At 60.2% G+C, this 25,343-nt stretch carries 23 protein-coding genes and 1 pseudogene; 18 read left to right on the plus strand and 6 right to left on the minus strand.

Translation table 11 applies throughout. From position 1 onward, the window contains the following. Positions 1–27: 27 nt before the first annotated feature. The 6 genes from ACA053_RS03470 (at position 28) to ACA053_RS03495 (ending at position 9,262) form a co-directional block, all read left to right on the plus strand. Entirely contained in the window at positions 28–2,898 is a 2,871-nt protein-coding gene (locus tag ACA053_RS03470; RefSeq protein WP_497396120.1) for an aminotransferase class III-fold pyridoxal phosphate-dependent enzyme, read from the plus strand. Positions 2,899–2,907: 9 nt separating this feature from the next. Next, on the plus strand, positions 2,908–3,645 hold the full coding sequence (locus ACA053_RS03475; protein WP_497394554.1) for a 3-oxoacyl-ACP reductase family protein: 738 nt from the start codon (positions 2,908–2,910) through the stop codon (positions 3,643–3,645). Continuing rightward, a complete protein-coding gene (locus tag ACA053_RS03480) occupies positions 3,642–4,406 on the plus strand; it encodes an SDR family NAD(P)-dependent oxidoreductase (protein WP_497394555.1) in 765 nt (254 codons plus the stop codon). The genes ACA053_RS03475 and ACA053_RS03480 overlap by 4 nt, the downstream gene beginning before the upstream one ends. A gap of 2 nt (positions 4,407–4,408) precedes the next feature. Next, entirely contained in the window at positions 4,409–5,707 is a 1,299-nt protein-coding gene (locus ACA053_RS03485; RefSeq protein WP_497394556.1) for a DUF1302 domain-containing protein, read from the plus strand. Between the two features lie 69 nt (positions 5,708–5,776). After that, positions 5,777–6,613 carry an outer membrane lipoprotein-sorting protein gene (locus tag ACA053_RS03490; RefSeq protein WP_140895556.1) on the plus strand — a complete coding sequence of 279 codons (837 nt, stop codon included), beginning with the start codon at positions 5,777–5,779 and terminating at the stop codon, positions 6,611–6,613. A gap of 33 nt (positions 6,614–6,646) precedes the next feature. Continuing rightward, positions 6,647–9,262 (plus strand): efflux RND transporter permease subunit, encoded by a 2,616-nt coding sequence (locus ACA053_RS03495; RefSeq protein ID WP_497394557.1) that lies wholly within the window; start codon positions 6,647–6,649, stop codon positions 9,260–9,262. Positions 9,263–9,328: 66 nt separating this feature from the next. On the opposite strand, the gene ACA053_RS03500 is transcribed toward ACA053_RS03495, so the two are convergent. The 3 genes from ACA053_RS03500 to ACA053_RS03510 form a co-directional block, all read right to left on the minus strand. Further along, entirely contained in the window at positions 9,329–9,739 is a 411-nt protein-coding gene (locus tag ACA053_RS03500) for a MerR family transcriptional regulator (RefSeq protein ID WP_109627850.1), read from the minus strand. Positions 9,740–9,938: 199 nt separating this feature from the next. Beyond that, the gene (locus tag ACA053_RS03505) at positions 9,939–10,514 is read right to left on the minus strand and encodes an NAD(P)H-dependent oxidoreductase (protein ID WP_109627851.1); all 576 of its coding nucleotides are present in this window, start codon (positions 10,512–10,514) and stop codon (positions 9,939–9,941) included. A 55-nt stretch (positions 10,515–10,569) separates the two neighbouring features. Further along, entirely contained in the window at positions 10,570–11,460 is an 891-nt protein-coding gene (locus tag ACA053_RS03510) for a LysR family transcriptional regulator (RefSeq protein WP_497394558.1), read from the minus strand. Positions 11,461–11,688: 228 nt separating this feature from the next. On the opposite strand from ACA053_RS03510, the gene ACA053_RS03515 reads away from it, so the two are divergent. Continuing rightward, entirely contained in the window at positions 11,689–12,453 is a 765-nt protein-coding gene (locus tag ACA053_RS03515; RefSeq protein ID WP_497394559.1) for a sulfite exporter TauE/SafE family protein, read from the plus strand. On the opposite strand, the gene ACA053_RS03520 is transcribed toward ACA053_RS03515, so the two are convergent. Then, positions 12,443–12,757, minus strand: coding sequence for a putative quinol monooxygenase (locus ACA053_RS03520; RefSeq protein ID WP_109627854.1), 315 nt, complete (start codon positions 12,755–12,757; stop codon positions 12,443–12,445). The genes ACA053_RS03515 and ACA053_RS03520 overlap by 11 nt on opposite strands. A 160-nt stretch (positions 12,758–12,917) precedes the next feature. Here ACA053_RS03520 and mdaB point away from each other — a divergent pair, with 160 nt between their 5' ends. From mdaB to ACA053_RS03570, 10 genes are all read left to right on the plus strand, one after another. Next, positions 12,918–13,508, plus strand: a complete 591-nt coding sequence (mdaB, locus tag ACA053_RS03525; protein WP_131060844.1) for an NADPH:quinone oxidoreductase MdaB — start codon at positions 12,918–12,920, stop codon at positions 13,506–13,508. 201 nt (positions 13,509–13,709) lie between these two features. Further along, positions 13,710–14,621: a LysR substrate-binding domain-containing protein gene (locus tag ACA053_RS03530; protein ID WP_497394560.1), complete on the plus strand. Its 912-nt coding sequence runs from the start codon at positions 13,710–13,712 to the stop codon at positions 14,619–14,621. Positions 14,622–14,724: 103 nt separating this feature from the next. Beyond that, a complete protein-coding gene (locus tag ACA053_RS03535; RefSeq protein ID WP_497394561.1) occupies positions 14,725–15,618 on the plus strand; it encodes an NAD-dependent epimerase/dehydratase family protein in 894 nt (297 codons plus the stop codon). A gap of 205 nt (positions 15,619–15,823) precedes the next feature. Continuing rightward, entirely contained in the window at positions 15,824–17,269 is a 1,446-nt protein-coding gene (locus ACA053_RS03540) for a SulP family inorganic anion transporter (RefSeq protein ID WP_497394562.1), read from the plus strand. A gap of 182 nt (positions 17,270–17,451) precedes the next feature. Beyond that, positions 17,452–18,801 (plus strand): GntT/GntP/DsdX family permease, encoded by a 1,350-nt coding sequence (locus ACA053_RS03545; protein ID WP_497394563.1) that lies wholly within the window; start codon positions 17,452–17,454, stop codon positions 18,799–18,801. A gap of 15 nt (positions 18,802–18,816) precedes the next feature. After that, positions 18,817–19,677, plus strand: coding sequence for a MurR/RpiR family transcriptional regulator (locus tag ACA053_RS03550; protein ID WP_497394564.1), 861 nt, complete (start codon positions 18,817–18,819; stop codon positions 19,675–19,677). A 1-nt stretch (position 19,678) separates the two neighbouring features. Further along, entirely contained in the window at positions 19,679–21,136 is a 1,458-nt protein-coding gene (locus ACA053_RS03555) for an N-acyl-D-amino-acid deacylase family protein (RefSeq protein WP_497394565.1), read from the plus strand. 120 nt (positions 21,137–21,256) lie between these two features. Then, on the plus strand, positions 21,257–21,625 hold the full coding sequence (locus ACA053_RS03560; protein ID WP_109627862.1) for a glyoxalase superfamily protein: 369 nt from the start codon (positions 21,257–21,259) through the stop codon (positions 21,623–21,625). 82 nt (positions 21,626–21,707) lie between these two features. Beyond that, complete coding sequence (locus ACA053_RS03565; protein WP_109627863.1) at positions 21,708–21,953, plus strand: FitA-like ribbon-helix-helix domain-containing protein; 246 nt, start codon at positions 21,708–21,710, stop codon at positions 21,951–21,953. Beyond that, positions 21,950–22,369, plus strand: coding sequence for a type II toxin-antitoxin system VapC family toxin (locus ACA053_RS03570; protein ID WP_109627864.1), 420 nt, complete (start codon positions 21,950–21,952; stop codon positions 22,367–22,369). The genes ACA053_RS03565 and ACA053_RS03570 overlap by 4 nt, the downstream gene beginning before the upstream one ends. A gap of 119 nt (positions 22,370–22,488) precedes the next feature. On the opposite strand, the gene ACA053_RS03575 is transcribed toward ACA053_RS03570, so the two are convergent. Together ACA053_RS03575 and ACA053_RS03580 are read right to left on the minus strand one after the other, a co-directional pair. Then, positions 22,489–23,352 (minus strand): methyl-accepting chemotaxis protein, encoded by an 864-nt coding sequence (locus ACA053_RS03575; RefSeq protein ID WP_497318169.1) that lies wholly within the window; start codon positions 23,350–23,352, stop codon positions 22,489–22,491. 42 nt (positions 23,353–23,394) lie between these two features. Beyond that, a pseudogene (locus ACA053_RS03580) lies at positions 23,395–24,408 on the minus strand (methyl-accepting chemotaxis protein); the annotation flags it as partial. Positions 24,409–24,669: 261 nt separating this feature from the next. Here ACA053_RS03580 and pmrG point away from each other — a divergent pair. Next, positions 24,670–25,341 (plus strand): lipopolysaccharide core heptose(II)-phosphate phosphatase PmrG, encoded by a 672-nt coding sequence (gene pmrG, locus ACA053_RS03585; RefSeq protein WP_497394566.1) that lies wholly within the window; start codon positions 24,670–24,672, stop codon positions 25,339–25,341. Positions 25,342–25,343 lie beyond the last annotated feature (2 nt).

Genomic DNA, 25,343 nt, shown 5'->3' on the forward strand with positions numbered 1-25,343 from the left:
TTTTTTTGATCATGGGATATGACTGTCATGGATTACCGCGATTACGTACGACCTAAATTCGTTGAATTGATGCAGGCCCTGGGCCTGGAATGCCAGTTCCATCGGGCGCTGGGCAGCAAGCTGTTTTACCGCGACAAACAAGGCGCCGAGGTGACCGTCACCGACTTTCTCGGCGGTTACGGCGCGGCGTTATTTGGCCACAATGACCCGCAGTTCGTCGATCAACTCTGCGGCCTGTTGCGCGCCGATGTGCCGTTCAATGCGCAGATGTCCGTGCGTGGCGCCGCCGGTATGCTGGGGCGCGAACTCAGCGAGGCGTTCAACCGGGAGTTGAACAACAACGAGCGCTACATTTCGACCTTCTCCAACAGTGGCGCCGAGTCGGTGGAAATCGCCGTCAAGCATGCTGAATACCGTCGTCAGAAAACCTTGCAGAAGCAGTTCGATGAGCGGGACTTCGCCCTGGCCAACCTGACCGCCAGCGACAAGGCCTACGTTGAACTGGACGTTGATGACCTTGATCTGCCCGCCGGATTGCTGCCGGAAAATCTGACTTATGTGACCGTGCGCCAAGTCGTGGAAGCAGTGCGTCAACACAACCTCGCGCAGTTGCATGTCGAGCCGGTGTTCGTCGCCCTGCGCGGCAGCTTCCACGGCAAACTGGTGAACACCGTCCAGCTGACTTACGGCAAACAGTACCGCCAGCCGTTCGCCCGTTTTGGCCTTAACGTCGAGTTCATCGATCCGCAGCAACCCCAGCAACTCAAGGACTTGCCGGCCCGTCACACAAGGCATTGGCTGAGCCTTGAGTGGAGCGGCGAGACCTTGCAGGTACGCCGTGACGCTTTCAGCGCGATCACGGCGGTGTTGCTCGAACCGATCCAGGGCGAGGGCGGCATCAACGAGTTCGCCAGCGAGTTCTACCTGGGCCTGCGTCGCTTGTGCAACGAGCAGCAATGCCCGCTGATCATCGACGAAGTGCAGTCGGGTTTCGGCCGCACCGGCACTTTGCTCGGCGCCAGCCATTTCAACTTGCAGGGTGATTACTACTGTCTGTCCAAAGCGTTGGGCGGCGGACTGATGAAAATTGCCGCGACAGTCATCCGCGCCAGCCACTACGAAAACGATTTCAGCTACATCCACAGCTCGACCTTCGCTGAAGACGATGCCTCGTGCCATATCGCCCTGTCGGCATTGCGCCGCTTGTTTGCGAATGACAGCGCGATGCTCAAGGACGTGAACAGGAAAGGCGAATACCTCAAGTCGTCGTTGCTCGAACTCAAAGCCGCGTACCCGGACGTGATCGCCGATGTGCGTGGTCGCGGGTTGCTGCTGGGGTTTGAACTGCACGACCTGACCGGCACCAGTTCGCTGGTGCAGGCGTCGGCGCAGTACAACGATGCGCTGGGTTACATCATCGCCGGCTACCTGCTGCAATTCGAATCGCTGCGGGTCGCGCCGTCGGGCAGCAACGCCAACGTGATTCGCCTGGAGCCGCCGGTGTGCATCACTTTCGAGGAAATCGACGGCTTGATCGGCTCGTTGCAAAAGGTCTGCGACATGCTGCGTCGCCGCGATGCCTTCCCGCTGGCGGCGGGTGTGTGCGCCGACAGCATCCCTGAAGTGCCGGCCCGCGAGGTGAGCTTCAAGGAGCCTGAAAACCTCCCAAAGCCTGACGAAAGCGTCCGCGTGGTGGCGCGCGTGGCGTTCATCAATCACCTGATCGATTCGGACATGCTCAGTGATGTCGATCCGTCGCTGTCCACCCTCAGCGCCGAACAGAAGCGCGAGTTCATCAAGCGCATGGCCCCGGAGCGGCGTGCTGCGCCAATCGGCCCGGTGCTGATTCGTTCGAAACTCGGCACCGCCGTGGAATTCACCCTGTACCCGTTGTGCATGGACTCCGATGCCATGGCCGCGTACATCGCCAGTGGCGACCTGGACACCATCCGCGACGAAGTCGGCAATCGCATCCGTGATGCCCGGGCCGATGGTTACAGCGTGGCCGGTCTGGGCATGTACACATCGATCGTCACTAACAACTGCCAGGCGCTGAAAATCCCCGACATGGCGCTGACTTCCGGCAATGCGCTGACCATCGGCATGGGCCTGGAAGCGATCGAGCAAGGCTGCAAGCAGCAAGGCTTGGAACTGAGCCAACAGACGGCGGCGGTGGTCGGCGCGGCGGGCAACATTGCTTCGACTTACGCCTCGTTGCTGTCCACCAGTGTCGAACACCTGATCCTCATCGGCAGCGGTCGCGACGGCTCACTGCGGCGCCTGGAGAAGACCGCCCAACTGATTTACGCCGAGGCCGCCCGCGCGATTCTAAAAGGTGTCGCCGAGCACGATCGCCTCGCCAGTCGCTTGCAGAAACTCAACGGTATCGACGCGTTGTTGCAGGCCCACGGCGCTGGCGCCGACCTCGGTTTGCGAGTGCAGCGCCTGGTCGAAGAGCGCTTGGGCGCGAATGCATTCATCACCGTCAGCAATGACCTTGATGTGCTGAAACAAGCGCGCATCGTGCTCTGTGCGGCGAACGCCCCTCAACCGTTTCTCGGTGCCGATCACTTTGCTGAAAACAGCGTGATCTGCGACATCGCGGTGCCGCTGAACGTCGATCAGAACCTCTCGAGTCAACGGGCCGACGTGTTGTACATGCACGGCGGGATTGTCCAGACACCGTTGGGCGATGGCCTGATCCGCAACGTTCGGGCCTACCTCAAGGAAGGCCAGCTGTATGCCTGCATGGCGGAGTCGGTGTTGATGGGTTTGTCCGGGATGAAACAGCACTACTCGTACGGCGATATCAGCCGCGAGCAAGTGCAGCAGATTCGTGCCCTGGCCGCGACCCACGGCTTCAGCCTCGCGCAGTTCAAGACTGACAACTCACTCTAAGGAACGGTCATGCCGAATAAAGTAGCAGTGGTGACCGGTGGCAGTCGTGGCATCGGCCGGGCGATTGTCCTGGCCTTGGCCGGCGCGGGCTACCAGATCGCATTCAGTTATGTACGCGACGAAATGGCCGCCATGTCCTTGCGTGACGAGGTTCAGGCACTGGGCCTCGAGTGCCTGGCGCTGCAATGCGATGTCAGCAGTGGCGACAGCATCAAAGGCTTTTTCGAACGGGTCGACGCGCATTTCCAGCGCGTCGATCTGCTGGTCAACAACGCCGGCATCACCCGTGACGGGTTGCTGGCGACGATGCCAAGCCGCGACATCATCGAGGTGATCCAGACCAACCTGATCGGCACCTTGCTCTGCTGTCAGCAAGTGGTGCCGGGCATGATGCGCCAGCGCAGCGGTTGCATCGTCAACATCAGTTCGGTGGCGGCGCAGAAGCCCGGCAAGGGCCAAAGCAACTATGCCGCGGCCAAGGGCGGCGTCGAAGCGCTGACCCGTGCCCTGGCAGTGGAGCTGGCGCCGCGCAACATTCGGGTGAATGCGGTGGCTCCCGGCATCGTCAACACCGAAATGAGCACGGCGCTGATTGGCAGTCAGGAACAGGAAATCCAGTCACGGTTGCTGATCAAGCGTTACGCCGAACCCCATGAAATTGCCGAGGCGGTGCTGTACATCGCCGATCGCGGTCTGTACCTGACGGGTGAGGTCCTGCCGGTCAACGGCGGGTTGAAAATGCCATGAGCCGGACCATTCTGATTACCGGTGCCGCCAAAGGCATCGGCCGCGCGGTGGCAGAGAATTTTGCCGCCGACGCCGGGCACCGTTTGATCCTGCTGGACCTGGATTTGTCGGAACTGCAACGCTGGGTCGACGAGCAACACGGGCAGATCAAGGCCCGGGTCGAAACCCATGCGGCGAACATTGCTGACCTGGAGGGCATGGAAGCGTTCTTCAAAATGCTCGCCAAACAGGTGGATTACGTCGATGTACTGGTCAACAGCGCCGGCATCTGCAACGAGAACGAACCGGAAGACTTGCACAACTGGCACAAGGTGATTTCGGTCAACCTCAACGGTACGTTCTACGTCACCTCGTTGTGCCTGCCATTGATGCCGGATCGCGGGCGGATCATCAACATGTCGTCGATCCTCGGCCGCGCCGGCAAGGTCCGCAACACCGCGTACTGCGCCTCCAAGCACGGCATCGTCGGTATGACCAAAGCCTTGGCGATGGACCTGGCACCACGGCTGATCACGGTGAATGCGATTTTGCCCGCGTGGATCGATACACCCATGCTGCAAGGTGAACTGGCGGCGCAAGCGGCCATTGCCGGGTTGACCCAGGAACAGATCCTGCGCAACGCCAAGAAGAAATTGCCGATGCGCCGTTTCATTCAAAGCGAGGAAGTCGCGGCGATGGTTCGTTACCTGGCCAGCCCCGAAGCAGGAGGGGTCACCGCGCAGAGCCTGGTGATCGACGGCGGTGTCGGGTTGGGAATGTAACCATGCCGGGATCACACATTAACCGCGTCGGGTGCGCGGTATTGGCCTGCATGGTCGCGCCGCTGGCGTTGGCTGAATTGACGGTCGACGACCTCAAGCCGGATTACGCCGACGCCGAAGTCGGCGTAGCCACCGCGTTGCGCCTGCACGGTGACGACCAGGTCACCCAGAAGGCGATGTATTTCAAGGCCAACCTCGAAGACAACTGGGACGGCGGTTACTACAAGGCCAAAGGCCGAGTGCGTTACGACGCCCGGTATGACGGCAACAATCCGTACAGCGAACGGGCGCGGGACAAATACCGCTTCGACGCCGACTGGCGGCATTTGTACTGGGGTCAGTCGGTGGGCGACGGCGAGGTGACCATCGGCTGGCAGCAAGTGGTCTGGGGCCGTGCCGATGAGTTACGGGTGCTCGATCAGATCAACCCGGTGGACTATCGCGATGGCCTGACCCCGCTACTGGAAGACAGCCGGATCGCGGTGCCCATGGTGCGATTTGCGCAACCGGTGGGCGAGTGGGAACTGGAAGCGCTGTGGGTCACCGATTTTGTGAAGAACCAGCCTCCGGTGGCGGGCAGCGAGTTCGACGCACCGCTGTTTGCCGCGCCAGACCCGCAGTATTTCCTGCTCGATTCCAAGCCCGGTTACGACGGTGACAAAGGCTTTTCGTATGGCCTGAGCGCCAACGGCCGGATCGGTTCGGTGGACACCAGTTTCGTCGCACTGAACGCGCGCCAGCAGGATCCGGTGTACGCCGTCGAAGGCCTGGCCGATGACGGTCGCACGCGACTGGAGCGCCAGTTTCCCCGTTACACCATGGGTGGCGCGGGGCTGGCGATCGACGCCGGTCACAGCATCGTGGTGCGCAGCGAAATTGCCTGGTTCGACAACTGGCGGGTGACCAATCCGACTCGCGCCTACGGCGCTGACAGCACCTCGATGGTCAAGTCATTACTGGGCGTCGATTACCTGCTGCGTGACTGGCTGATTTCCGTGCAATGGCAACAACAACAATTGCTCGACTGGCAGGACGGCATGTTGCAAGACAAGCGCGAGCACCTGTTCACCTTATCGGCCGAAGGCACCCACTGGCAGGACCGACTCAAGAGCCGGCTGGTGGTCGCCGCCTCGCCACCGTTCAACGACGATGCGCTGTTGCAAGGCATCTTCACTTACAAACCGGTGGACTGGATCAAGCTCGGGCTGGAAGTGGATGTGTTCTTCGGCAAGCCCGACAAACCCTTCGGCGAGTACGACAACCGCGATCAAGTGCGGTTGTCCGCCGGCTACCTGTTTTAACCCCATGACGCCTGCGTGCCTCTGGCGCATTGGCTCGACCATATTCATCTGACGAAAAGGGAAGTTCCCATGTTGCCGCTATTCAAAAGTCTGACCGCCGCCGCATTGATCCTGAGCGGCGCTTGCGCCACCGCCGCCGACGGCCAGAATGCCGATGAAATCATCCGCCAGGTGCGGGATCGAAATGACGGTAAAAGCTTCATGTCCCAAGTGTCGCTGATCCTCCACGACAAGAAGGGCAATACCCGGGTTCGCGAGTTCACTTACCTGCAAAAGGATTACCCGGACAGCGACAAATTCAGCATGTATTTCTCCGCCCCCACCGACGTGCGCGACGTGGCCTTTCATATCGAAAACCCCCACGAAACCCTGGGCCAGGAAGACAGCCAGTGGATGTACTTGCCGGTCAGCCGCCAGACGCGGCGGATCTCCACCACCGACAAGCGCGGCTCGTTCATGGGCAGCGAGTACTCCTACGCCGACCTGGACAAGATCCGGGTCAAGGATTACACCCAGACGCTGGTCGGCGAAGAGCAGGTCAAGGGTCGCGATTGCTACGTAATCGAGCGTGAGCCGGCGTCGCCCGAGGTGCTGGCCAAGACGGGATACAACAAACTGAAAGTGTGGATCGACAAGCAGAATTTCCTGGTCATGCGTCAGGACTTCTTCGACGTCAAAGGCGTGCTGGTCAAGCAGATGCGCACGCAAAAGGTCGACACCATCGACTCGATCGACAGCATCGTGTTGAGCGAAACGGAACACTTCATTGACGGCACGCGTTCAGAGATGCGCTTTAACCACCTGCAGTACAACGTGCAACTGGAAGACCGTTTGTTCACCCAGACCGCGATCAAGCGCGGGCTGAAAACCGGCGACGTGCCGGACTTTGCCGTGTCTGCCCGCTAAGCACCGACCCCGACGACCCTGGAACGCATGATCATGGAAAGATACCTGAACTTCGTCGAGCGCTATGCGCGGGCGATCGTTTTCCTGCTGGTGGCGGTCACGGCGTATTTCACCTATACGCTGGGCGCGCTGATCTCCGACACCAACCCTTACTTGCTCAAGGAAACCCATCCGGCGCGCAAGACCATCATCGACTTGCAAAGCGAGTTCACCGGCACGTTCGACTCGGTGATGGTGGCAATCAACAACCCGCAGACGGTGTTCAACAAGCCGACCCTCAACGCACTGTTTTCGATGTCGCAATCGGTGCGCAAGATGATCCTGGCCAACGACGCCGACAAGGAGCAGTTGACGCAAATCGTCGCCAGGCATCCGGACGACAGCCGTGCACAGTTGCTGGCGCGGGACATTCTGGAGAACGGTTTTTCCCAGAACGATTACGCCCAGGCCAAGGCCCTGCGTGATTACGCCCAGAGCCAGAACTGGGATACCCATGATCAACTGTTCCTGACTTTTCTCGCCGAGCGAATCAACCCGATTCGCGAAATGGCGTCGATGGGCGATCTGGAAAACATCGTGCTGACCGACGATGGCGAGTTGCTGATCCACAAGACCCTCAACGCCTACGACATGGATCCGGCGCTGGTCGAGTCGCAGATCATGGGCAACGAGCTGATGGTGGACGGGGTGGTCTCCAAGGACAAGAAAGTCGCGATGCTGGTGGCCGAGCTGGGCACCAAGCAAGACGACGCCCAGGCACAACTGCGCGCCTACCAGATCGTGCGCGGCATCGTCGCGGACTATCAGGCGGCGCACCCGGAGTTCAAGGATGAGATCTTCATTGCCGGCATGCCGATCTTCATCGCGGCCCAGCAGGAGATCATCGACCATGACCTGGCGGTGCTGTTTCCGATTGTCTTTTTGCTGATCACCCTGCTGTTGATTTTCTTCTTCCGCAAACCGCTGGGCGTATTGTTGCCGCTGTTCAATATTCTGTTCTGCACCATCTGGACACTGGGCCTGATGGCCTTGTTGCGGGTGCCGTTCGACTTGCTGACCAGCGTATTGCCAGTGTTTCTGTTCACCATTTGCTGCTCGGATGCGATCCATGTGATGGCCGAGTATTACGAGCAGAAAAACGCCGGTAAGAGTAACCGTGAAGCCAATCGCGAGACGCAACGGCTGATGGTGGTGCCGGTTGTGTTGACGACGGTGACCACCATCGCCACTTTCATGATTTCCACCACCAACAACATTGTCAGCATCCGCAATTTCGGCGTGTTCATGTCCATTGGCTTGACGGCGGCGCTGATCATTTCACTGTTGCTGATTCCGGCATGGATCTCGATCTGGGGCAAGGATCAAACCCCGAAAACCCTCGCAGCCGTGCACAAGGAGTCGATCATTTCGCGTTATCTGGTGGCGTTCTGCGCGCGGTTGATCCAGTGGCGCAAACCGATCTTGATCGTGACACTGCCGCTGTTGGTCTTGATGACGGTGTTCACCTTTCGCGTCGATATCGAAGACTCGGGCATCGCCTACTTCAAGCCCGAGAGCCATATTCGCGTTTCGGACGAGTTCATCAACCAGGCCGGGGTCGCGGGCACGGCACCGGGCTGGATCGCCATCGACAGCAAAGAGCCGCGCGGGGTGCTGACCACGGAGGTGGTGCAGTTCATCGACAAGCTCGACCACTTCATCAAGCAGCAACCGGATGTCAGTTACGGCTATTCCCTGGCGACTTACGTCAAGCGCATGAACCTGGTGCTCAACGACATGAACCCCGACTACTTGCGCGTGCCCCAGGCGCTGGAGCAGGTGACGTCGGTTAATGACGAGGGGCAGGTCGAGCGGTTCGAGGTGCCGGGCAACTCACTGATCGAGCAGCACGTGATGCTGTTCGAGAACGGCGGCGGCTCGGACCTCAACAACGTGCTCAACGCTGATTATTCCAAGGCGCTGACGCTGTACACCATGACGTCGTCGGTGGCCAGCGACTACCAGGCCATGCTGGATCGGCTCGATGCCTGGTTGCTGGTGAACAAACCGGCCAACCTCGAAGTGACACACGCCGGCACGCCGTTGATCTGGACCGGCGTATTGCAGGAAATCACCCAGGGCCAGGTGCTGAGTTTTTCTTTGGCGTTGCTGGTGGTCACGCTGATGATGATGTATTGGCTCAAATCGGTACGTCTGGGCGTACTCGGCATGCTGACCCTGTTGACCACCTCGGTGACGGTCTATGGCTTCATGTTCCTGTTCGGCATCGAGCTGAACATCGGCACGACGCTGGTGACCTTCCTGGTGGTCGGCGTGGTCGATTACGCGGTGCACCTGCTGTCACGGATCAAATTGCTGGTGCAGCAAGGGATTCATATCGACGCAGCCATTTTGCAGGCGATGCACAGCGTCGGCCGTTCGACCGTGGTCAACGTGGTGATTTTCTCCGTGGGTTTCATGGCGCTGCTGTTTTCCGACTTCAAGCCGATTGTCGATCTGGGCGCACTGGTGGCGATGGCGCTGTTTTCCAGCGGTGTCATGACCATTCTGCTGGTGACACTGGTGTCGCCATGGTTCTTCGCGGCGATTGTTCCGGTGGCGCCGCTGCCGGAAAAAGATCGAGCCGTAGGGAAGCCCGTCTTGAGCTGACCTGACGACCGGCACCGCAGGCGCGCAAGTGGCCTGCGAGCCGGGTCATCCAGCGCAGGAGGCTAGTCAGTTCAGCGTATTGCCCGGGTTTTTTTCGCCATAGCGGGCGATACGCTCGAACTGACATTCTTCTCGGGCATCGTTGAGGTTGTGTTCGAATTCTTCGAGGCCGTTGTGCAGTTGCTGTAGAGCGCCGATCTGGGAGACCAGCTCGGCTTTTTTTTCGGCGATCGCTTTTTGCGCCATGTCCCACGGGAATTCGTCACCGTGGTAGTTGTTCAGCATCACCTGCAGCTCTTTGAGCTTGAAACCCAGTTGCTGGGCGCACTTGATGAACGTCAACACCTCGACACTCTGCTGGCTGTAGATGCGGTATTTGCCTTCACGCTTGGGTTCGGGCAACAGGCCGATTTCTTCGTAATGGCGAATGCTTTTGACTGTGGTGCCCGACAGTTGGGCGGCTTTGCCGATATACATAAAGATCCGTCTCGATGATCAAACAGGGCGTAGCGCGACCAGGCCTCAAGCCTGATCGGGGCGAATAATATAGTGAATAACATTCAAAGGTTGCAGCGGCGTGTAAATGACGCGCACAGCCGACGAACGACCGCTTGAGGGGGGACGTGGGGACGGGCTGACGGCGAGGGCGCGCCGTCAGCAAACAGCGAAGGGTGCGTCAGCTACCGGCGGTAACCCGGGCCTGTTCCAGCCAGGCGTCACGCTGGGTCGACTTCGAACCCAGGATCGGCCCGAAAGTCAGGGTCTTCAACGGCTTGATGCCGCAGAACTCCAGGGTCGTCTTGCGCATCTGGTGCAGGCCGGGCATGCGATAGACCCATTTGTAATACCAGGGCGGCGTGTCCATGGTCACCAGCAGATGCGCGGTCCGGCCCTTGAGCAGTTTGTCAGGGAAGGCCTTGCCCTCACGGTATTTGAAAGCAAAACCGGGCAGGAAAATGCGGTCGAGGAAGCCCTTCATCAACGCCGGTATGCCGCCCCACCAGATCGGATAAACGAACGTCAGGTGTTCGGCCCAGGTGATATCGGCCTGGGCTCGCAACAGGTCCGGCTCCAGCGGCTGGATAGTGTTATAGCCGTCGTGCAAGACCGGATCAAAGTCCAGCGCATCCAGACGCAGCAGGCGCACGTCGTGACCGGCATCCTTGGCGGCCTGGACGTACGTTTCGCTCAGCGCACCGCAGAAACTGTCGGTGGAGGGGTGCCCCAGAATCACGAGCATTCGTTTGCTCATCGCGTGTACTCCTGAAATGAAGCCCGCAGCATAGAGTCTGCCCCTAACGGTAGAGTCAAGGTGTTCCCGGCGTCAGCGCCTCCAGCAAGGCCCGGGCGTAACCGGGCAGGCTGTCGACGTCGCGGGCACAGATTTTCAAGGTACGGTTGGCCCAATCTTCGGGAAGAGCGCGGGTCGTGACTGCTTGCAGCAGCGGCCAGCGCTCGATGGCGCCCCGCGGCACGATGGCCAGTCCTGCGCCGCGCGCAACCATGCGGATAACCCCGTCGAAGCCGTCGGCACGAATGCGGATCGGCATGCGCTGGCCAATGTGCAAGGCTTGTTCTTCCAGGTGGATGGCCAAGGCACTGCTGGCGCCCAGGGCCACATAGTCGTGGCTCAAGGTGTCGGCGAAGGTCAGTGACGGTTTTTCGGTCAGGGGATGTTTCGGGGGCAGGATCAACACCAGCGGGTCATCGCGAAACGGCCGGGTGTGCAGGTCATCGGTGTCCACCGCGTCGGACACGATCCCGAGGTCTGCCGCCCCCTGACGCAACGCATGGGTGATGCGGGCGCTGGGCAACTCTTGCAGGTCGATGTCGAGGTTCGGATGTTCGCGCAGAAAGTCAGCGAGCAACTCCGGCAGGTATTCGGTGATCGCCGTTGTGTTGCACAGCAACCGCACCTGACCTTTGACGCCTTTGGCGTATTCGGCCAGGTCCTGCTGCATACGTTCGGCTTGTTGCAGCAGGGCCCGGGCGTGTTTCGCCAGGGCTTTGCCGGCCGCTGTGGGAGTGACACCGCGACGGCCGCGGTCGAGGAAGTCGATGCCTAGCGAGGCTTCCATGGCGCGGATTCGTGCGCTCGCGGCTGCCAGGGATAAATGGCTGCGGGCGGCACCGGCGGTGATGTTGCCGGTGTCGAGGATGTTCAGGTAGAGGCGCAAGTCGGTCAGGTCGAAGTGCATGGTTACTGCCTCTGGATGTGTGTTGTCTGGGCGGACGCTTTCGCGGGCAAGCCTCGCTCCTACAGGGTTTGATGGCGTCCGGATCAACACCACAATCCCTGTAGGAGCGAGGCTTGCCCGCGAAGGCGTCAGTGGCATCGATACATGGTTTCAGCCTCTGCCAAAACAAGAGGCAACTTCAGTATATGGCAGATTTTCAACCAGCCAATCCAGGCTCACCATTGCCCCATGAATACTCTCGCCGCGTTCTATCAAAACCTTGGCCTGGCCCTGTCCTTGCTGGTGATCGGCACATTCCTGCTGGCCGGCATGATCAAGGGCATGATCGGCCTCGGCTTGCCCACCATCGCGATGGGCCTGCTCGGCCTGGCTATGGCGCCGTCGCAGGCTGCCGCGCTGTTGATCATTCCCGCAACCCTCACCAATGTCTGGCAACTGGCATTCGGCGGGCATTTACTCGGCTTGATCAAACGGTTGTGGCCGATGTTGCTGGCGATCTTCATCGGCACCGGGGCGGGCACGGTGTGGATCGGCATGGCCGGAGGGCATTGGGTGGTGCAGGGCTTGGGCGGGGCGTTGTTGCTTTACGCGCTGAGCGGTTTGTTCCTGCCGACCTTGCGCGTCGAGGGGCGAACCGAACGTTGGCTTGGTCCGCTGTGTGGCGTGTTGACGGGTGTCATCACCTCGGCCACCGGCGTCTTCGTGATTCCGGCGGTGCCGTATCTGCAAGCATTGGGTTTGAGCAAGGATGAACTGGTGCAGGCGCTGGGCCTGTCTTTCACCGTCTCGACCCTCGCCCTGGCCGCCGGCCTGTTATGGCGCGGCGCCCTCGGTGGTGGCGAGTTAAGTGCGTCGTTGCTGGCGCTGATCCCGGCAGTGCTCGGCATGTTGCTCGGCCAATGGCTGCGCCAGCGAATCAGCGCCGTGCTGTTCAAGCGTGTGTTCTTCATCGGCCTGGGCGTACTCGGCGGCCACTTGCTGATCAGCGGGTAGCGGAAGACGGGCTGAGCATCTCGATGGCGCGAATGTCGAAATCGCGCTCCAGGTATTCCATGCGCATGTCGCGAAATTGCTGCATGTGCGGCAGGTTCGAGTGCACGTCGAGGTGGGCCTGGGACTGCCAGATCTCATAGAAGATAAACAGGGTCGGGTCCTGTTTGTCGCGCAGCATGTGGTATTCGATGCAGCCGGGCTCGGCGCGACTCGCTTCTACATGGCCGCTGAAAAACGCTTCGAAGGCGTCGGATTTTTCCGGGCGGGTCTTGGCGTGCAGGATGAAGCCTTGAATTTCACTCATCAGAAATCTCCTCAAGTTCAGAATCGGCGCAAGTGTATGGCAACAATCGCGTGTCGATTCGTGCGTATTGGTCAAATGAATTTTGCGAATTCGTCGCTTATTCCGCGCGAGGCGGATCGTTACTCTGCCGCCATCGAATTCCAGCTTTCCGAGATTTCTCATGAAAAAAGTCCTGTTGCTCAATGGCGGCAAAAAGTTCGCCCATTCCGATGGCCGCTACAACACCACTCTGCATGAAGCCGCGCTGAGCGTGCTGGATCGCGGCGGTGTCGACGTGAAAGCCACTTTTATCGACGAGGGTTACGACGTCGCCGAAGAAGTCGCCAAATTCCTTTGGGCTGACGTGATCATTTATCAGATGCCCGGCTGGTGGATGGGCGCGCCGTGGACCGTGAAGAAGTACATCGACGAAGTCTTCACTGAAGGCCACGGCAGCCTCTACGCCAGCGACGGCCGCACCCGTTCCGACGCCTCGCAAAAGTACGGCAGCGGTGGATTGGTGCACGGCAAGCAATACATGTTATCGCTGACCTGGAACGCGCCGCAGCAAGCCTTCGACGACCCGACCGACTTCTTCGAAGGCAAGGGCGTGGACGCGGTGTACTTCCCGTTTCACAAGGCCAACGAATTCCTCGGCATGACCGGTTTGCCGACCTTCCTGGCGGTCGATGTGATGAAACGTCCGAATATCGAGGGTGACGTGGCGCGCTATGAACAGCATTTGACCGAAGTGTTCGGCCTTAAGGCGTGAGGCTCGGCTACTATCGATAGCTGACGAGGTACGAACCTGTGGCTAGGAAGCTTTTGTGGCGAGGGGATTTATCCCCGTTGGGCTGCGAAGCGGCCCCCCAAAAATGGGACTGCTACGCAGTCCAACGGGGATAAATCCCCTCGCCACATTGGTCCCCGTTAACACAGTAGTATTGCGCCGGACTATCGATAAGGGACACACGTGAAAGCCAGATCCGATGAGTTGCAGATCTTCGTCTGCGTAATTGAGTGCGGGTCGATTTCAGCTGCGGCCGAACAAGTCGGGCAAACGCCTTCGGCGGTCAGTCGCACACTGTCGCGGCTGGAGTCCAAGCTCGATACCACGCTGATCAACCGCACCACGCGGCGCATGGACCTGACAGAAGAGGGCAAGTATTTCTTCGAACATGCCAAGCTGATTCTCGATCAGATGGACGAGCTCGAAGAACGCCTGACTTCGCGCCAGCAAACCCCGTCCGGGCGTCTGCGGATCAACGCCGCGTCGCCGTTCATGCTGCATGCCATCGTGCCGTACATCGACGAGTTCCGCCGCCTCTACCCCGACATCCAGCTCGAACTCAACAGCAACGACCTGATCATCGACTTGCTCGAGCAAAGCACCGACATCGCCATCCGCATCGGCACACTGGCCGATTCGACGTTGCACGCCCGCTCATTGGGTTGCAGCCCGCTGCACATCGTCGCCAGCCCGGCGTACCTTGAGCGACACGGCACGCCGGAGGCGGTTGCCGACCTGACGGGGCATGCGTTGCTGGGCTTTACCCAGAACGAAGGCCTCAACCAGTGGCCGCTGCGGTATGTGCATGGTGATCGTTGGCCGATTCAGGCGTCGATCAGTGCTTCCAGCGGCGAGACGATCCGGCACCTGGCGCTGGAAGGCCAGGGCATCGCCTGCCTGTCGCACTTCATGACGATCGACGACATTCGCGCGGGTCGCTTGCAGGTGCTGCTGGCGGATTTCAACAGCGGCTATCGCCAGCCGATCAACGCGGTGTACTACCGCAACTCGCAACTTGCCCTGCGCATCCAGTGCTTCCTGGACTTCATCCAGGGCAAATTGGCGGCGTATGCAAATGCGGACTTCAAAGGCTGATTCGTGACGCCTGCGCAAGAGTGATTTGGGGCAGCGGGTCTGTTTCGCCAGGGGACGGTCCTCGATACTCAATGCATCACTTATTCACGCAGGGAGTTTCTCCATGAACGTATTCGTTACCGGCGCCGCTGGATTCATCGGCGGCTCCATCGCCACCGGTCTTGTCCGGGCGGGCCATAAGGTTACCGGCCTGGTTCGCAACGCCGACCAAGCCACTGAACTGAGCGCACTGGGCATCATCCCGGTGATCGGCACTCTTGACGACAGCGCACTACTGGCCGAACAGGCCCGCGCCGCCGATGCCGTGATCAACGCCGCCAGCAGCGACCATCGCGGCGCGGTGGAAGCCTTGCTCAATGCCTTGCGCGGCTCCAACAAAGTGTTCCTGCACACCAGCGGTTCGAGCATCGTCGGCGATGCGTCAGGCGGCAAATCCAGCGACGTCATCTACTTCGAAGACAGCCTGCCGGAACCGACCGTCGACAAGGCCGCCCGCGTGGCCATCGACAACCTGATCCTCGCCGCGGCGAAAGACGGCGTGAATTCGGCCGTGATCTGCAACACCCTGATTTACGGCCACAGCCTGGGCGTCAATCGCGACAGCGTTCAATTGCCGCGCTTGCTGAAACAAGCGCGTAAAAGCGGCGTGGTGCGCCATGTCGGCACCGGCCAGAACATCTGGTCGAATGTGCACATTGAAGACGTGGTGTCCTTGTATCTGCTGGCGCTGACCAAAAACGTACCTGGCACGTTCTACTTCGTCGAAAGCGGTGAGGCGTCGTTCATCGACATGACCACTGCCATGGCTGCAGCCCTGAAGCTCGGCGAGGCGCAAGACTGGCCGTTGAAAGACGCCGAAGCCGAGTGGGGTTATGAAATGGCCAACTATGGTCTGGGTTCCAACAGCCGGGTGCGCGGCAAGCATGCGCGTGAATGGCTGGGCTGGGTGCCGAAGCGGACGTCGGTGGTTGAATGGATTCGGGACGAGATGGTTTGAGTTCGCTTTAGACCGCGTCATCGTTCATCGCGAGCAGGCTCGCTCCCACATTTGATCTTCACTGGACGCAGATTTTGTGTCCGACGAAGATCCCCTGTGGGAGCGAGCCTGCTCGCGATGGCGTATTCAGCCGCCCTATAACTGGCCGGGCTGTACTCAATTCCGTAACATCCGCTCCCTCTTTCCCTGTTGTGTCCGACCCTCCATGAAACCAAAACGTCTGCGCGCCGATGTCCTGGCCGGACTCACCACCTCTTTCGCCCTGCTACCCGAATGCATTGCCTTCGCGCTGGTGGCCCATCTCAATCCGCTGATGGGGCTTTACGGAGCGTTCATCATTTGCACCCTCACCGCGCTTTTCGGCGGGCGGCCGGGCATGGTGTCCGGTGCGGCGGGTTCGATGGCGGTGGTGATCGTTGCGCTGGTGGTGCAGCACGGCGTGCAATATCTGCTCGCGACCGTGTTGCTCGGCGGCCTGATCATGCTGGCGTTCGGGCTGCTGAGGCTGGGCAAACTGGTGCGCATGGTGCCGCACCCGGTGATGCTCGGCTTCGTCAACGGCCTGGCGATCATCATTGCCTTGGCGCAACTTGAACACTTCAAGAGCGGCGAAACCTGGCTCAGCGGCACGCCGTTGTACATGATGACCGGGTTGGTGCTGCTGACGATGGCGATCGTGTACCTGCTGCCGCGCCTGACCCGTGCCGTGCCGCCGGCGCTGGTGGCGATCCTGAGTGTCGGGTTGGCGGTGTATCTGCTTGGTCTGCCGACCCGCACCTTGGGCGACATGGCCCACATCGCCGGCGGCTTGCCGGCGTTCGCGCTGCCGGACATTGCGTGGAGTCTGGAGACCCTGCGCATCATCGCGCCTTACGCGATCTTGATGGCGCTGGTCGGTCTGCTGGAAACCCTGCTGACCCTGAACCTCACCGACGAGATCACCGAGAGCCGTGGCTTCCCGGATCGCGAGTGCGTGGCGTTGGGCGCGGCCAACATGGTCTCCGGCGTGTTTGGCGGCATGGGTGGTTGCGCGATGATCGGTCAGACCGTCATCAACCTCAGCTCTGGCGGTCGTGGCCGGCTATCCGGCGTGGTGGCCGGGGTGCTGATTCTGCTGTTCATTCTGTTTCTGTCGCCGCTGATCGAGCGCATCCCGTTGGCTGCACTGGTCGGCGTGATGTTCGTGGTGTCGCAACAGACGTTCGCCTGGGCGTCGTTGCGGGTGGTGAACAAGGTGCCGCTCAACGATGTATTGGTGATTGTTGCAGTGACGGTCATCACCGTGTTCACCGACCTGGCGACCGCCGTGCTCTGCGGGATCATCATCGCGGCGCTTAACTTTGCCTGGCAGCAGGCCCGCGAGTTGTATGCCGACGCTCATCTCGAAGCCGACGGCAGCAAGCTCTATCACCTGCATGGCACGCTGTTTTTTGCCTCGACTACGCCGTTTCTCAATCAGTTCGATCCCGCCAACGATCCGTCTGTCGTGACCATCGACTGCCGCCACCTGAGCTTCGTCGACTACTCGGCTATCGCCGCGCTCAAGACCCTGCGTGAACGCTACGCCAAGGCCGGCAAGCATTTGCGCGTGCTGCATTTATCCGAGCGCTGCAAGAAGTTGCTCAAACGCGCTCGGGTGAATCACGACTGAGATCAACGCAGGCGCGATGTAAATCCGCCTGCCTGATTTTCATATCCACCGACCTTGCATACCTCTGTGCGACATCCCTTACCTCTGTACGAAAATTAGTTTCACCTCGTTTGAGTATCGCGCCTCGAAATGTTTTAAGAGTTTCACAAGACTTTCGACGTGACCCTTTCGAGGAGTACCGCATGACCCTGTCCTTCGGCTATTGGCTGCTGGTGTACGCCGCCATCGCCATCATTGCCCTGATCGTTCTGATCGCCCGTTACCGGCTTAATCCGTTCATTGTCATCACCCTGGTTTCCATCGGCCTCGCGCTGCTGGCGGGCATGCCGCCGTCCGGCGTGGTCGGCGCCTACGAGGCCGGAGTCGGCAAGACTCTGGGACACATCGCGCTGGTGGTGGCGCTGGGCACCATGCTCGGCAAGATGATGGCCGAGTCCGGCGGCGCCGAGCAGGTGGCGCGGACCTTGATCGACCGGTTCGGCGAGAAGAACGCGCATTGGGCCATGGTGTGCATCGCCTTTCTGGTCGGGCTGCCGCTGTTCTTCGAGGTCGGTTTTGTGTTGCTGGTGCCGATCGCCTTTACCGTGGCCCGCCGCGTGGGCGTGTCAATTCTGATGGTCGGCTTGCCGATGGTCGCCGGCCTGTCGGTGGTGCATGCGCTGGTGCCACCGCACCCGGCAGCAATGCTCGCGGTGCAGGTGTATGGGGCGTCGGTGGGGCAGACCTTGATGTACGCGATTCTGATCGGCATTCCGACCGCAATCATCGCCGGTCCGTTGTACGCCAAGTTCATCGTGCCGCGCATTCAACTGCCGGCGGAGAACCCGCTGGAACGCCAGTTTCTCGACCGCGAACCGCGTGACAGCCTGCCGGGGTTCGGCATCACCATGGCGACCATTTTGCTGCCGGTGGTGCTGATGCTGATCGGCGGCTGGGCCAACCTGATTTCCACACCAGGCAGCGGCTTTAACCAGTTTCTGCTGTTCATCGGCAACTCGGTGATTGCGCTGCTGCTGGCGACCTTGCTGAGCTTCTGGACCCTCGGCATCGCCCAGGGCTTCAACCGCGAATCGATCCTCAAGTTCACCAACGAATGCCTGGCGCCGACCGCCAGCATCACCTTGCTGGTCGGCGCCGGCGGTGGTTTGAACCGGATTCTGGTGGACGCCGGCGTGACCAGCCAGATCGTCAGCCTGGCCGATGAATTCCACCTGTCACCGCTGATCATGGGCTGGCTGTTTGCGGCGTTGATGAGGATCGCTACCGGGTCCGCCACGGTGGCGATGACCACCGCCTCGGGCATCGTCGCGCCGGTGGCCATCGGTCTGGGGTATCCACATCCGGAGTTGCTGGTGCTGGCGACGGGCGCCGGGTCGGTGATTTTTTCCCACGTCAACGACGGTGGCTTCTGGTTGATCAAGGAATACTTCAACATGACCGTTGCCCAGACCTTCAAGACCTGGACCGTGCTTGAGACCATTATTTCGGTGGTGGCTTTCGCGCTGACCGTGGGTCTTTCTTACCTGATTTAACCGGAGCCGCCTGCCATGGACATCCTCTATCAGATCCGCGCCCGCCAGGATTCCTTCAGCGCCGGTGAAGGGCGCATCGCACGGCTGATGCTCGACGACGTCGGCTTTGCCTCCGCCGCCAGTCTCGATGAGCTGGCGCAGCGGGCTGAAGTCAGCACTGCCACGCTGTCGCGGTTTGCCCGAACCGTCGGCTGCCGCGACTTGCGCGATCTGCGCCTGCAACTGGCTCAGGCCAGCGGCGTCGGCAGCCGTTTCCTCGACCCGGCAGGCACGCCCGACCAGTCGGCGTTTTACGGGCAGATCGTCGGCGATATTGAGTCGACGCTGCGTCAGCATCTGTCGGCGTTCGACGAGTCGCGGTTCGCCGATGCGGTGAAACTGCTGGGCAAGGCGCGGATGATTCATGCGTTCGGCATGGGCGGTTGTTCGACCTTGTGCAGCGATGAACTGCAAGTGCGGCTGGTGCGCTTCGGCTACCCGATTGCGGCGTGCCACGACCCGGTGATGATGCGCGTTACCGCGGCCAGCCTCGATGCCGAACGCGCGGTCATTGTCTGCTCGCTGACCGGCATCACCCCCGAACTGATCGAAGCCGTCGAACTGGCACGCAACTACGGCGCTCGGATTATCGCCATCACCCGCGCCGATTCGCCCCTGGCGCAGTTGGCCGATGTGCTGCTGCCGCTGCAAGGCGTCGAGACCTCGTTCATCTATAAACCCACGGCGGCGCGCTACGGCATGCTGCTGGCCATCGACGTGCTTGCCACCGAGCTGGCGCTGGCCAATCCTGAAAACAATCAAGAACGTCTGCGGCGGATCAAACTCGCCCTCGACGATTACCGCGGCGGCGACGATCACTTGCCGCTGGGAGACTGACATGATGTACGACACGCTGATCCGCAACGCCCTGATCATCGACGGCAGCAACCGCCCCGGATACTCCGCCGATGTGGCGTTTCTGAATGGCCGCATCGCGCGCGTCGGCGACCTGTGCGATGACACCGCCCACGAAGAAGTTGACGCCGCCGGCCGCGTGCTGGCGCCCGGTTTTATCGATGTGCACACCCACGACGACACCGTGGTAATCCGCCAGCCGCAGATGCTGCCCAAGCTCAGCCAGGGCGTGACCACGGTGATTGTTGGCAACTGCGGGATCAGCGCGTCACCGGTGAGTCTGCGCGGCGATCCGCCAGACCCGATGAACTTGCTCGGCACTTCGGCAGCCTTTGTTTATCCGACGTTCCGCGATTACCGCACAGCGGTCGAAGCCGCTAACACCACGCTGAACGTGGCGGCGCTGGTCGGCCATACCGCATTGCGCAGCAACCACCTCGACGACCTGTTTCGCACTGCCACGGCGGATGAAATCAGCGCAATGCGCGAGCAACTGCGCGAAAGCCTTGAGGCCGGCGCCTTGGGGTTATCCAGCGGTCTGGCCTACGCCAGCGCGTTTTCGGCATCCACCGATGAAGTGATGCAGCTGACCGAAGAACTGACGGCCTTCGGCGCGGTGTACACCACCCATTTGCGCAGCGAATTCGAACCGGTGCTGGAGGCTATGGACGAAGCCTTCCAGATCGGCCGCCATGCGAAATCCCCGGTGATCATTTCCCACCTCAAATGCGCGGGGGCCGGTAACTGGGGTCGCAGTCCGCAACTGTTGGCCTCGCTTGAGGAAGCGGCGAAAACTCACCCGGTGGGCTGCGATTGTTATCCCTACGCGGCGAGTTCTTCGACCCTGGACCTTAAGCAAGTCACCGACGCCCATCGCATCACCATTACCTGGTCCACGCCGCACCCGGAACTGGGCGGTCGCGACCTGATGGACATTGCCGCCGAGTGGAACGTGCCCCTGCTCGACGCTGCCCGCCGCCTGCAACCGGCCGGCGCGGTGTACTACGGAATGGACGAGGCCGATGTACGAAGAATCCTCGCTCATCCATTGTCGATGGTCGGCTCTGACGGATTGCCGGAAGACCCGTTCCCGCATCCGCGCTTGTGGGGCGCTTTCCCACGGGTGCTCGGGCATTTCAGTCGCGACGTCGGGCTGTTTCCGCTGCACACCGCCGTACACAAAATGACCGGGCTGTCGGCGGCGCGTTTTGGCTTGAAGGAGCGCGGCGAAATCCGCGAAGGGCATTGGGCTGATTTGGTGTTGTTCAATCCAGTGACCATTCGCGACGTGGCGGACTTCAACGACCCGCAACGGGCAGCAGAAGGAATTGACGGGGTATGGGTCAACGGCGTGTTGAGTTACAGCGAAGGCCAGGCGAACGGAAAGCGGGAAGGGCGGTTTCTTGCGCGGGAAGGGGATTTGCGTGGCGGGTTTCAGTAAAGATTCCGAGGAGTCCGTCACAGTGGTGGCACATTGCAATTAAAGAAAGCCATCGCCAAGCCGAAGCGCTGACATCCAGCCCAACTACAATGGGTGTCTTTTCAGTCAGGGAGCAACCCAATGAGCTTCGGCAAAACTACCCCGATCCTGCGGATTTTCGACGAAGCCAAGGCATTGGAGTTCTACGTCGACTTCTTGGGATTTACGGTCGACTGGCAACATCGATTTGAAGCCAACTTCCCGCTGTACCTGCAAGTCTCCCGGGGCGAATGCGTGCTGCACTTGTCCGAGCACCATGGCGACAGCACGCCGGGTTCGGCATTGCGGATCGAGACGGATGAACTCGAGGCGTTCCAGCAGCAATTGTTGGCCAAGGAATACACGTTTGCGCATCCACAGATTCAGGCCATGCCGTGGGGCAGCCAGGACATGACTATTGCCGACCCGTTCGGGAACCGGTTGGTGTTTACCAATGCGATTAGTGCGTAAGGCCGTTCGGCAGCTAAGCAAGTGTTGATCGGACAAGGTGTGATAGCCTCAATCAATGATTTCATTGATTGCAGGAGGCGTCATGGCCAGCATCACGATTAGAAACCTGGATGATCAGATTAAGGAACAGTTGCGTATAGCCGCGGCCCACAATGGGCATTCGATGGAGGAGGAGGCTCGTCTGATTCTTGGAAGAGCCTTGGCAACCGTTGATCGCGCGGGAGGGCTTGGTAGCCGAATCCGTAACAGGTTCAACGCTGTCGGTGGGGTTGAGCTTGATCTTCCTTCTCGTCACGAGAAAGCGACAGCGGTGGATTTCTCCGAATGATAGTGCTCGATACCAATGTTCTTTCAGAGTTCATGCGGGTTGAACCCAATACACAAGTGCTTGCCTGGGTTGATGCACAGCCAGCGATGGAATTGGCTATCAGTGCTGTCACCGTGGCGGAAATTCTCCATGGCATCGCCCGACTCCCGTTTGGCAAGCGCAAACAGAAACTTGAAGCTCATGCCATGGCGATGTTTGAAGAGGACTTTGTCGGAAGGATTTTGCCTTTTGACGCCCACGCCGCCGTGGAGTACGCGACGTTGGTAGCCGGCTGTGAAGCTAATGGTCGGACGGCGTCGATGGCCGATGCGCAGATTGCCGCCATCTGCCGAAGCCACGGAGCTCCTATTGCCACCCGTAATGTCCGGGACTTTGAATTCCCCGGCATAGAGGTGATCAATCCTTGGCAGACCTGAGCGCTTTTGGTGACGGGTAGATAACGATCGCGGGTAAGCCCGCACCCACAGGTTACTGATTGAACGTGTGGGAGCGGGCTTGCTCGCGAATGGTTCTTTCATTCACCGCAAAGCGGATGTCAGACGCGGAAGTGGCTCACCATTTGCTGCAACTGACCACCCAGCCGCGCCAGTTCAACACTGGACGCCGCGGTTTCGTCGCTGGCGGCGGCGGTCTGTTCCGACACGTCGCGCACGTTGATGATGCTGCGGCTGATTTCTTCGGCCACGGCGCTTTGTTGCTCGGCAGCGGCAGCGATCTGCTGGTTCATCGACTGGATGTTGGACACCGTGCGGGTGATGTTTTCCAGCGACACGCCGGCCTTGCGAGTCAGGGCGACGCTGCTGTCGGTGAGGGCGCGGCTGTTGTTCATCACGGTCGACACTTGTTGAGTGCCATTTTGCAGACCGGCCACCAGACCTTCGATTTCTTCGGTGGATTTCTGTGTGCGCTGGGCCAGGCCACGGACTTCGTCGGCCACCACCGCAAAACCACGACCGGCTTCACCGGCACGCGCGGCTTCAATCGCAGCGTTGAGGGCCAGCAGGTTGGTCTGTTCGGCGACGGCTTTGATCACGTCCATGACGCTGCCGATCTTGTCGCTTTCCTGTTGCAACACGCTCATGGCTTCGGTGGAACGCGCCACTTCGCTGGCCAGACGCTCTATCTGGGCGATGGCTTCGTTGACCACTTTGTCGCCTTCGCGAGCTTCGCCATCAGCGGCGGCTGCGGCCTGGGAGGCTTCTTCGGCGTTGCGCGCGACTTCCTGCACGGTGGCGGTCATCTCGTGCATGGCGGTGGCCACCTGATCGGTCTCGATCTTCTGGCTGTTGACGCCGGCGCTGGTTTGCTCGGTGACGGCGGACAATTCTTCGGCGGCGCTGGCGATCTGAGTGACGCCGTCGCGGATGCCGCTGATCAAGTCACGCAGGGTCACGCCCATGCGCGCGATGCCTTGCTGCAACACGCCAAGTTCGTCGCGGCGCGTCACCTTGACGTCTTGGGACAAGTCGCCGCTGGCGATGCGTTCGACCACCGCTAATGTGTCGCGCAACGGGCCGGTGATCTGACGGGTGATGATCACGGCAGCAATGATGCCCACCAACAACGCCAGCAATGTGCTGATCAGCTGCAGGGTGCGCGCCTGGGCGCTTTCGGCATCACGACGATCGAGCTGGATCTGATACAGCTGATCGCTCAGGGTCACGATGGCGGCGCCCTGCTCGGTCATTTCCTTGCGTGCCTGCACGGCATCGGTGTTGGCCGCTTTATAAGCATGCAAGGCGCTGCGGTAGTTGCCGAGCGCGGTTTCCAGCTGACGCAGTGCGTCTTGCTGGGTGTCGGCAAACTGAACGTTGAGCGGCTTCAGGCTGGCAATCGCCGAATCCAGTTGGACGACGGCTTTTTGCTCGGTTTCGGCATTGGTGGTGGCGGTGTAGCCGCGCACTTCGTAGCGCGCCAGGATGAACGCTTCCTTGGCTGCGGTGACGGCCTGGAACTGTTCGAAACGCTGATCGCCAAGAGGCATTTGTTGCACGCGGGTGCCGATGGCATCGATCAGCGTGCTGGCCGTTTCGGCATTGGCGGCCATGGTGTCGCGGGCGCTGTTGCCGGTGCGGTAGGCGCTGCGCATTTTGTTCAGCGACGTCTTGTAGGCGTCGATGTAAGTGCCTTGTTCTTTGAGCAGCTTGAGGTTTTCCGGGCTCTTGAACTTCGACAACAGCGATTGTTGCTGAGCGGAAAAGGCGTCAAGGGTGGTCTGTACGTTCTGAGCGGCGGTTTCATCGCCGTTGGTCAGCATGTATTGCAGGCGCACCACACGAAGTTTGGTCAGACCAGAGTTGAGCTGGGTGATGTCGCTCATCCAATTGCTGCGGTCAATCAACCCGCCCAGGCTCGTCCAGCCGGTCAGGGCCAGTATGCAGGTCAGTGCCAGGACCAGGCCGAACCCCAGGCCCAGTTTCATGTTCACGCTGATGTTGCCGAACCAGCTATTCATCAAATTCCTCCAGGAACGTTGCGCTTTCGATCGTCGGTTGGCTGGAAGATTGTTGTTTTTAAGTGCCAGCAAGGGTGTGTAGCAGGTATGTATCGGCAGCAATCACTAGAGCTGAAAGGATTTTGTAGGAGGGAATCTGTAACAAGGTTTTTGTGGGCGGCTTAAGCTTTTTTTCACATGGGTTTCACCGGCCGCCGACGCGCGCCTCCCTACCCTCGCGGCATCGAATGACAAGGGTGCACGCGGGTGAGGCCGTTTGATGTGGAATTGAGACTGAGTCTGTTCGGGATCAAACGCTCGATCAATCTGAGCGTTTTGGCCCGGCATCGAAATATCGCGGTGGTACTTGCCTCGGCATTGCTGGTGGTTCCGCTGACGGGATGGCTGTTGCAGCCGGCCGCAGTGCCGGACCTGGCCCATGGCAATGTGGCGGGCGCACGAATGTTGGAAGCCGAATGGGCCAAAGGCGACGTCATTGTGCTGGTCCGCCACGTCGAGCGTTGCGATCACTCGAAAGCCGCGTGCCTGAGTGGCAACGATGGCATCACCGATCGTTCGCGCAGCGTTGCGGTGAATGTCGGTGCGCGGTTCGAACAGTTGGGGCTGGACAAGACCGATATCTACAACAGCCCGATGGTTCGCACGTCACAGACGGCTGGCTACATGTTCAACAAGGTCGGTGTCGGCGAGGACTGGTTGGTGAGCTGCAAGGGCACGATGCTGCGTGATGCCCTGGCGCACAAAGTGGCGGGCCGCAATTTGATTCTGGTCACCCACAGCGAATGCATGGCGCAACTTGAAAAAGACCTCAAGGTGTCGACCTCCACCCTCGGTTATGGCGCTTCGTTGTTTATCTCCGCCAAAAAACCTCTGACACCGCGCATGCTCGGTTTCATTGAAGCTTCCGACTGGCGCTCGGTGACCACCCAATGAAT

The sequence above is a fragment of the Pseudomonas sp. LBUM1672 genome, assembly GCF_059695655.1.

What these genes read in the sequence shown, in the direction of transcription:
- ACA053_RS03575 (WP_497318169.1), bottom strand. Translation starts at nt 23,352, where the DNA reads ATGGGCGTGACCCTGCGTGACTTGATCAGCGGCATCCGCGACGGCGTC.
- ACA053_RS03475 (WP_497394554.1), top strand. Translation starts at nt 2,908, where the DNA reads ATGCCGAATAAAGTAGCAGTGGTGACCGGTGGCAGTCGTGGCATCGGC.
- ACA053_RS03485 (WP_497394556.1), top strand. Translation starts at nt 4,409, where the DNA reads ATGCCGGGATCACACATTAACCGCGTCGGGTGCGCGGTATTGGCCTGC.
- ACA053_RS03470 (WP_497396120.1), top strand. Translation starts at nt 28, where the DNA reads ATGGATTACCGCGATTACGTACGACCTAAATTCGTTGAATTGATGCAG.
- ACA053_RS03500 (WP_109627850.1), bottom strand. Translation starts at nt 9,739, where the DNA reads ATGTATATCGGCAAAGCCGCCCAACTGTCGGGCACCACAGTCAAAAGC.
- ACA053_RS03495 (WP_497394557.1), top strand. Translation starts at nt 6,647, where the DNA reads ATGGAAAGATACCTGAACTTCGTCGAGCGCTATGCGCGGGCGATCGTT.
- ACA053_RS03550 (WP_497394564.1), top strand. Translation starts at nt 18,817, where the DNA reads ATGGACATCCTCTATCAGATCCGCGCCCGCCAGGATTCCTTCAGCGCC.
- mdaB (WP_131060844.1), top strand. Translation starts at nt 12,918, where the DNA reads ATGAAAAAAGTCCTGTTGCTCAATGGCGGCAAAAAGTTCGCCCATTCC.
- ACA053_RS03480 (WP_497394555.1), top strand. Translation starts at nt 3,642, where the DNA reads ATGAGCCGGACCATTCTGATTACCGGTGCCGCCAAAGGCATCGGCCGC.
- ACA053_RS03570 (WP_109627864.1), top strand. Translation starts at nt 21,950, where the DNA reads ATGATAGTGCTCGATACCAATGTTCTTTCAGAGTTCATGCGGGTTGAA.
- ACA053_RS03510 (WP_497394558.1), bottom strand. Translation starts at nt 11,460, where the DNA reads ATGCACTTCGACCTGACCGACTTGCGCCTCTACCTGAACATCCTCGAC.
- ACA053_RS03515 (WP_497394559.1), top strand. Translation starts at nt 11,689, where the DNA reads ATGAATACTCTCGCCGCGTTCTATCAAAACCTTGGCCTGGCCCTGTCC.
- ACA053_RS03490 (WP_140895556.1), top strand. Translation starts at nt 5,777, where the DNA reads ATGTTGCCGCTATTCAAAAGTCTGACCGCCGCCGCATTGATCCTGAGC.
- ACA053_RS03565 (WP_109627863.1), top strand. Translation starts at nt 21,708, where the DNA reads ATGGCCAGCATCACGATTAGAAACCTGGATGATCAGATTAAGGAACAG.
- ACA053_RS03560 (WP_109627862.1), top strand. Translation starts at nt 21,257, where the DNA reads ATGAGCTTCGGCAAAACTACCCCGATCCTGCGGATTTTCGACGAAGCC.
- ACA053_RS03545 (WP_497394563.1), top strand. Translation starts at nt 17,452, where the DNA reads ATGACCCTGTCCTTCGGCTATTGGCTGCTGGTGTACGCCGCCATCGCC.
- ACA053_RS03520 (WP_109627854.1), bottom strand. Translation starts at nt 12,757, where the DNA reads ATGAGTGAAATTCAAGGCTTCATCCTGCACGCCAAGACCCGCCCGGAA.
- ACA053_RS03555 (WP_497394565.1), top strand. Translation starts at nt 19,679, where the DNA reads ATGATGTACGACACGCTGATCCGCAACGCCCTGATCATCGACGGCAGC.
- ACA053_RS03505 (WP_109627851.1), bottom strand. Translation starts at nt 10,514, where the DNA reads ATGAGCAAACGAATGCTCGTGATTCTGGGGCACCCCTCCACCGACAGT.
- ACA053_RS03540 (WP_497394562.1), top strand. Translation starts at nt 15,824, where the DNA reads ATGAAACCAAAACGTCTGCGCGCCGATGTCCTGGCCGGACTCACCACC.
- ACA053_RS03535 (WP_497394561.1), top strand. Translation starts at nt 14,725, where the DNA reads ATGAACGTATTCGTTACCGGCGCCGCTGGATTCATCGGCGGCTCCATC.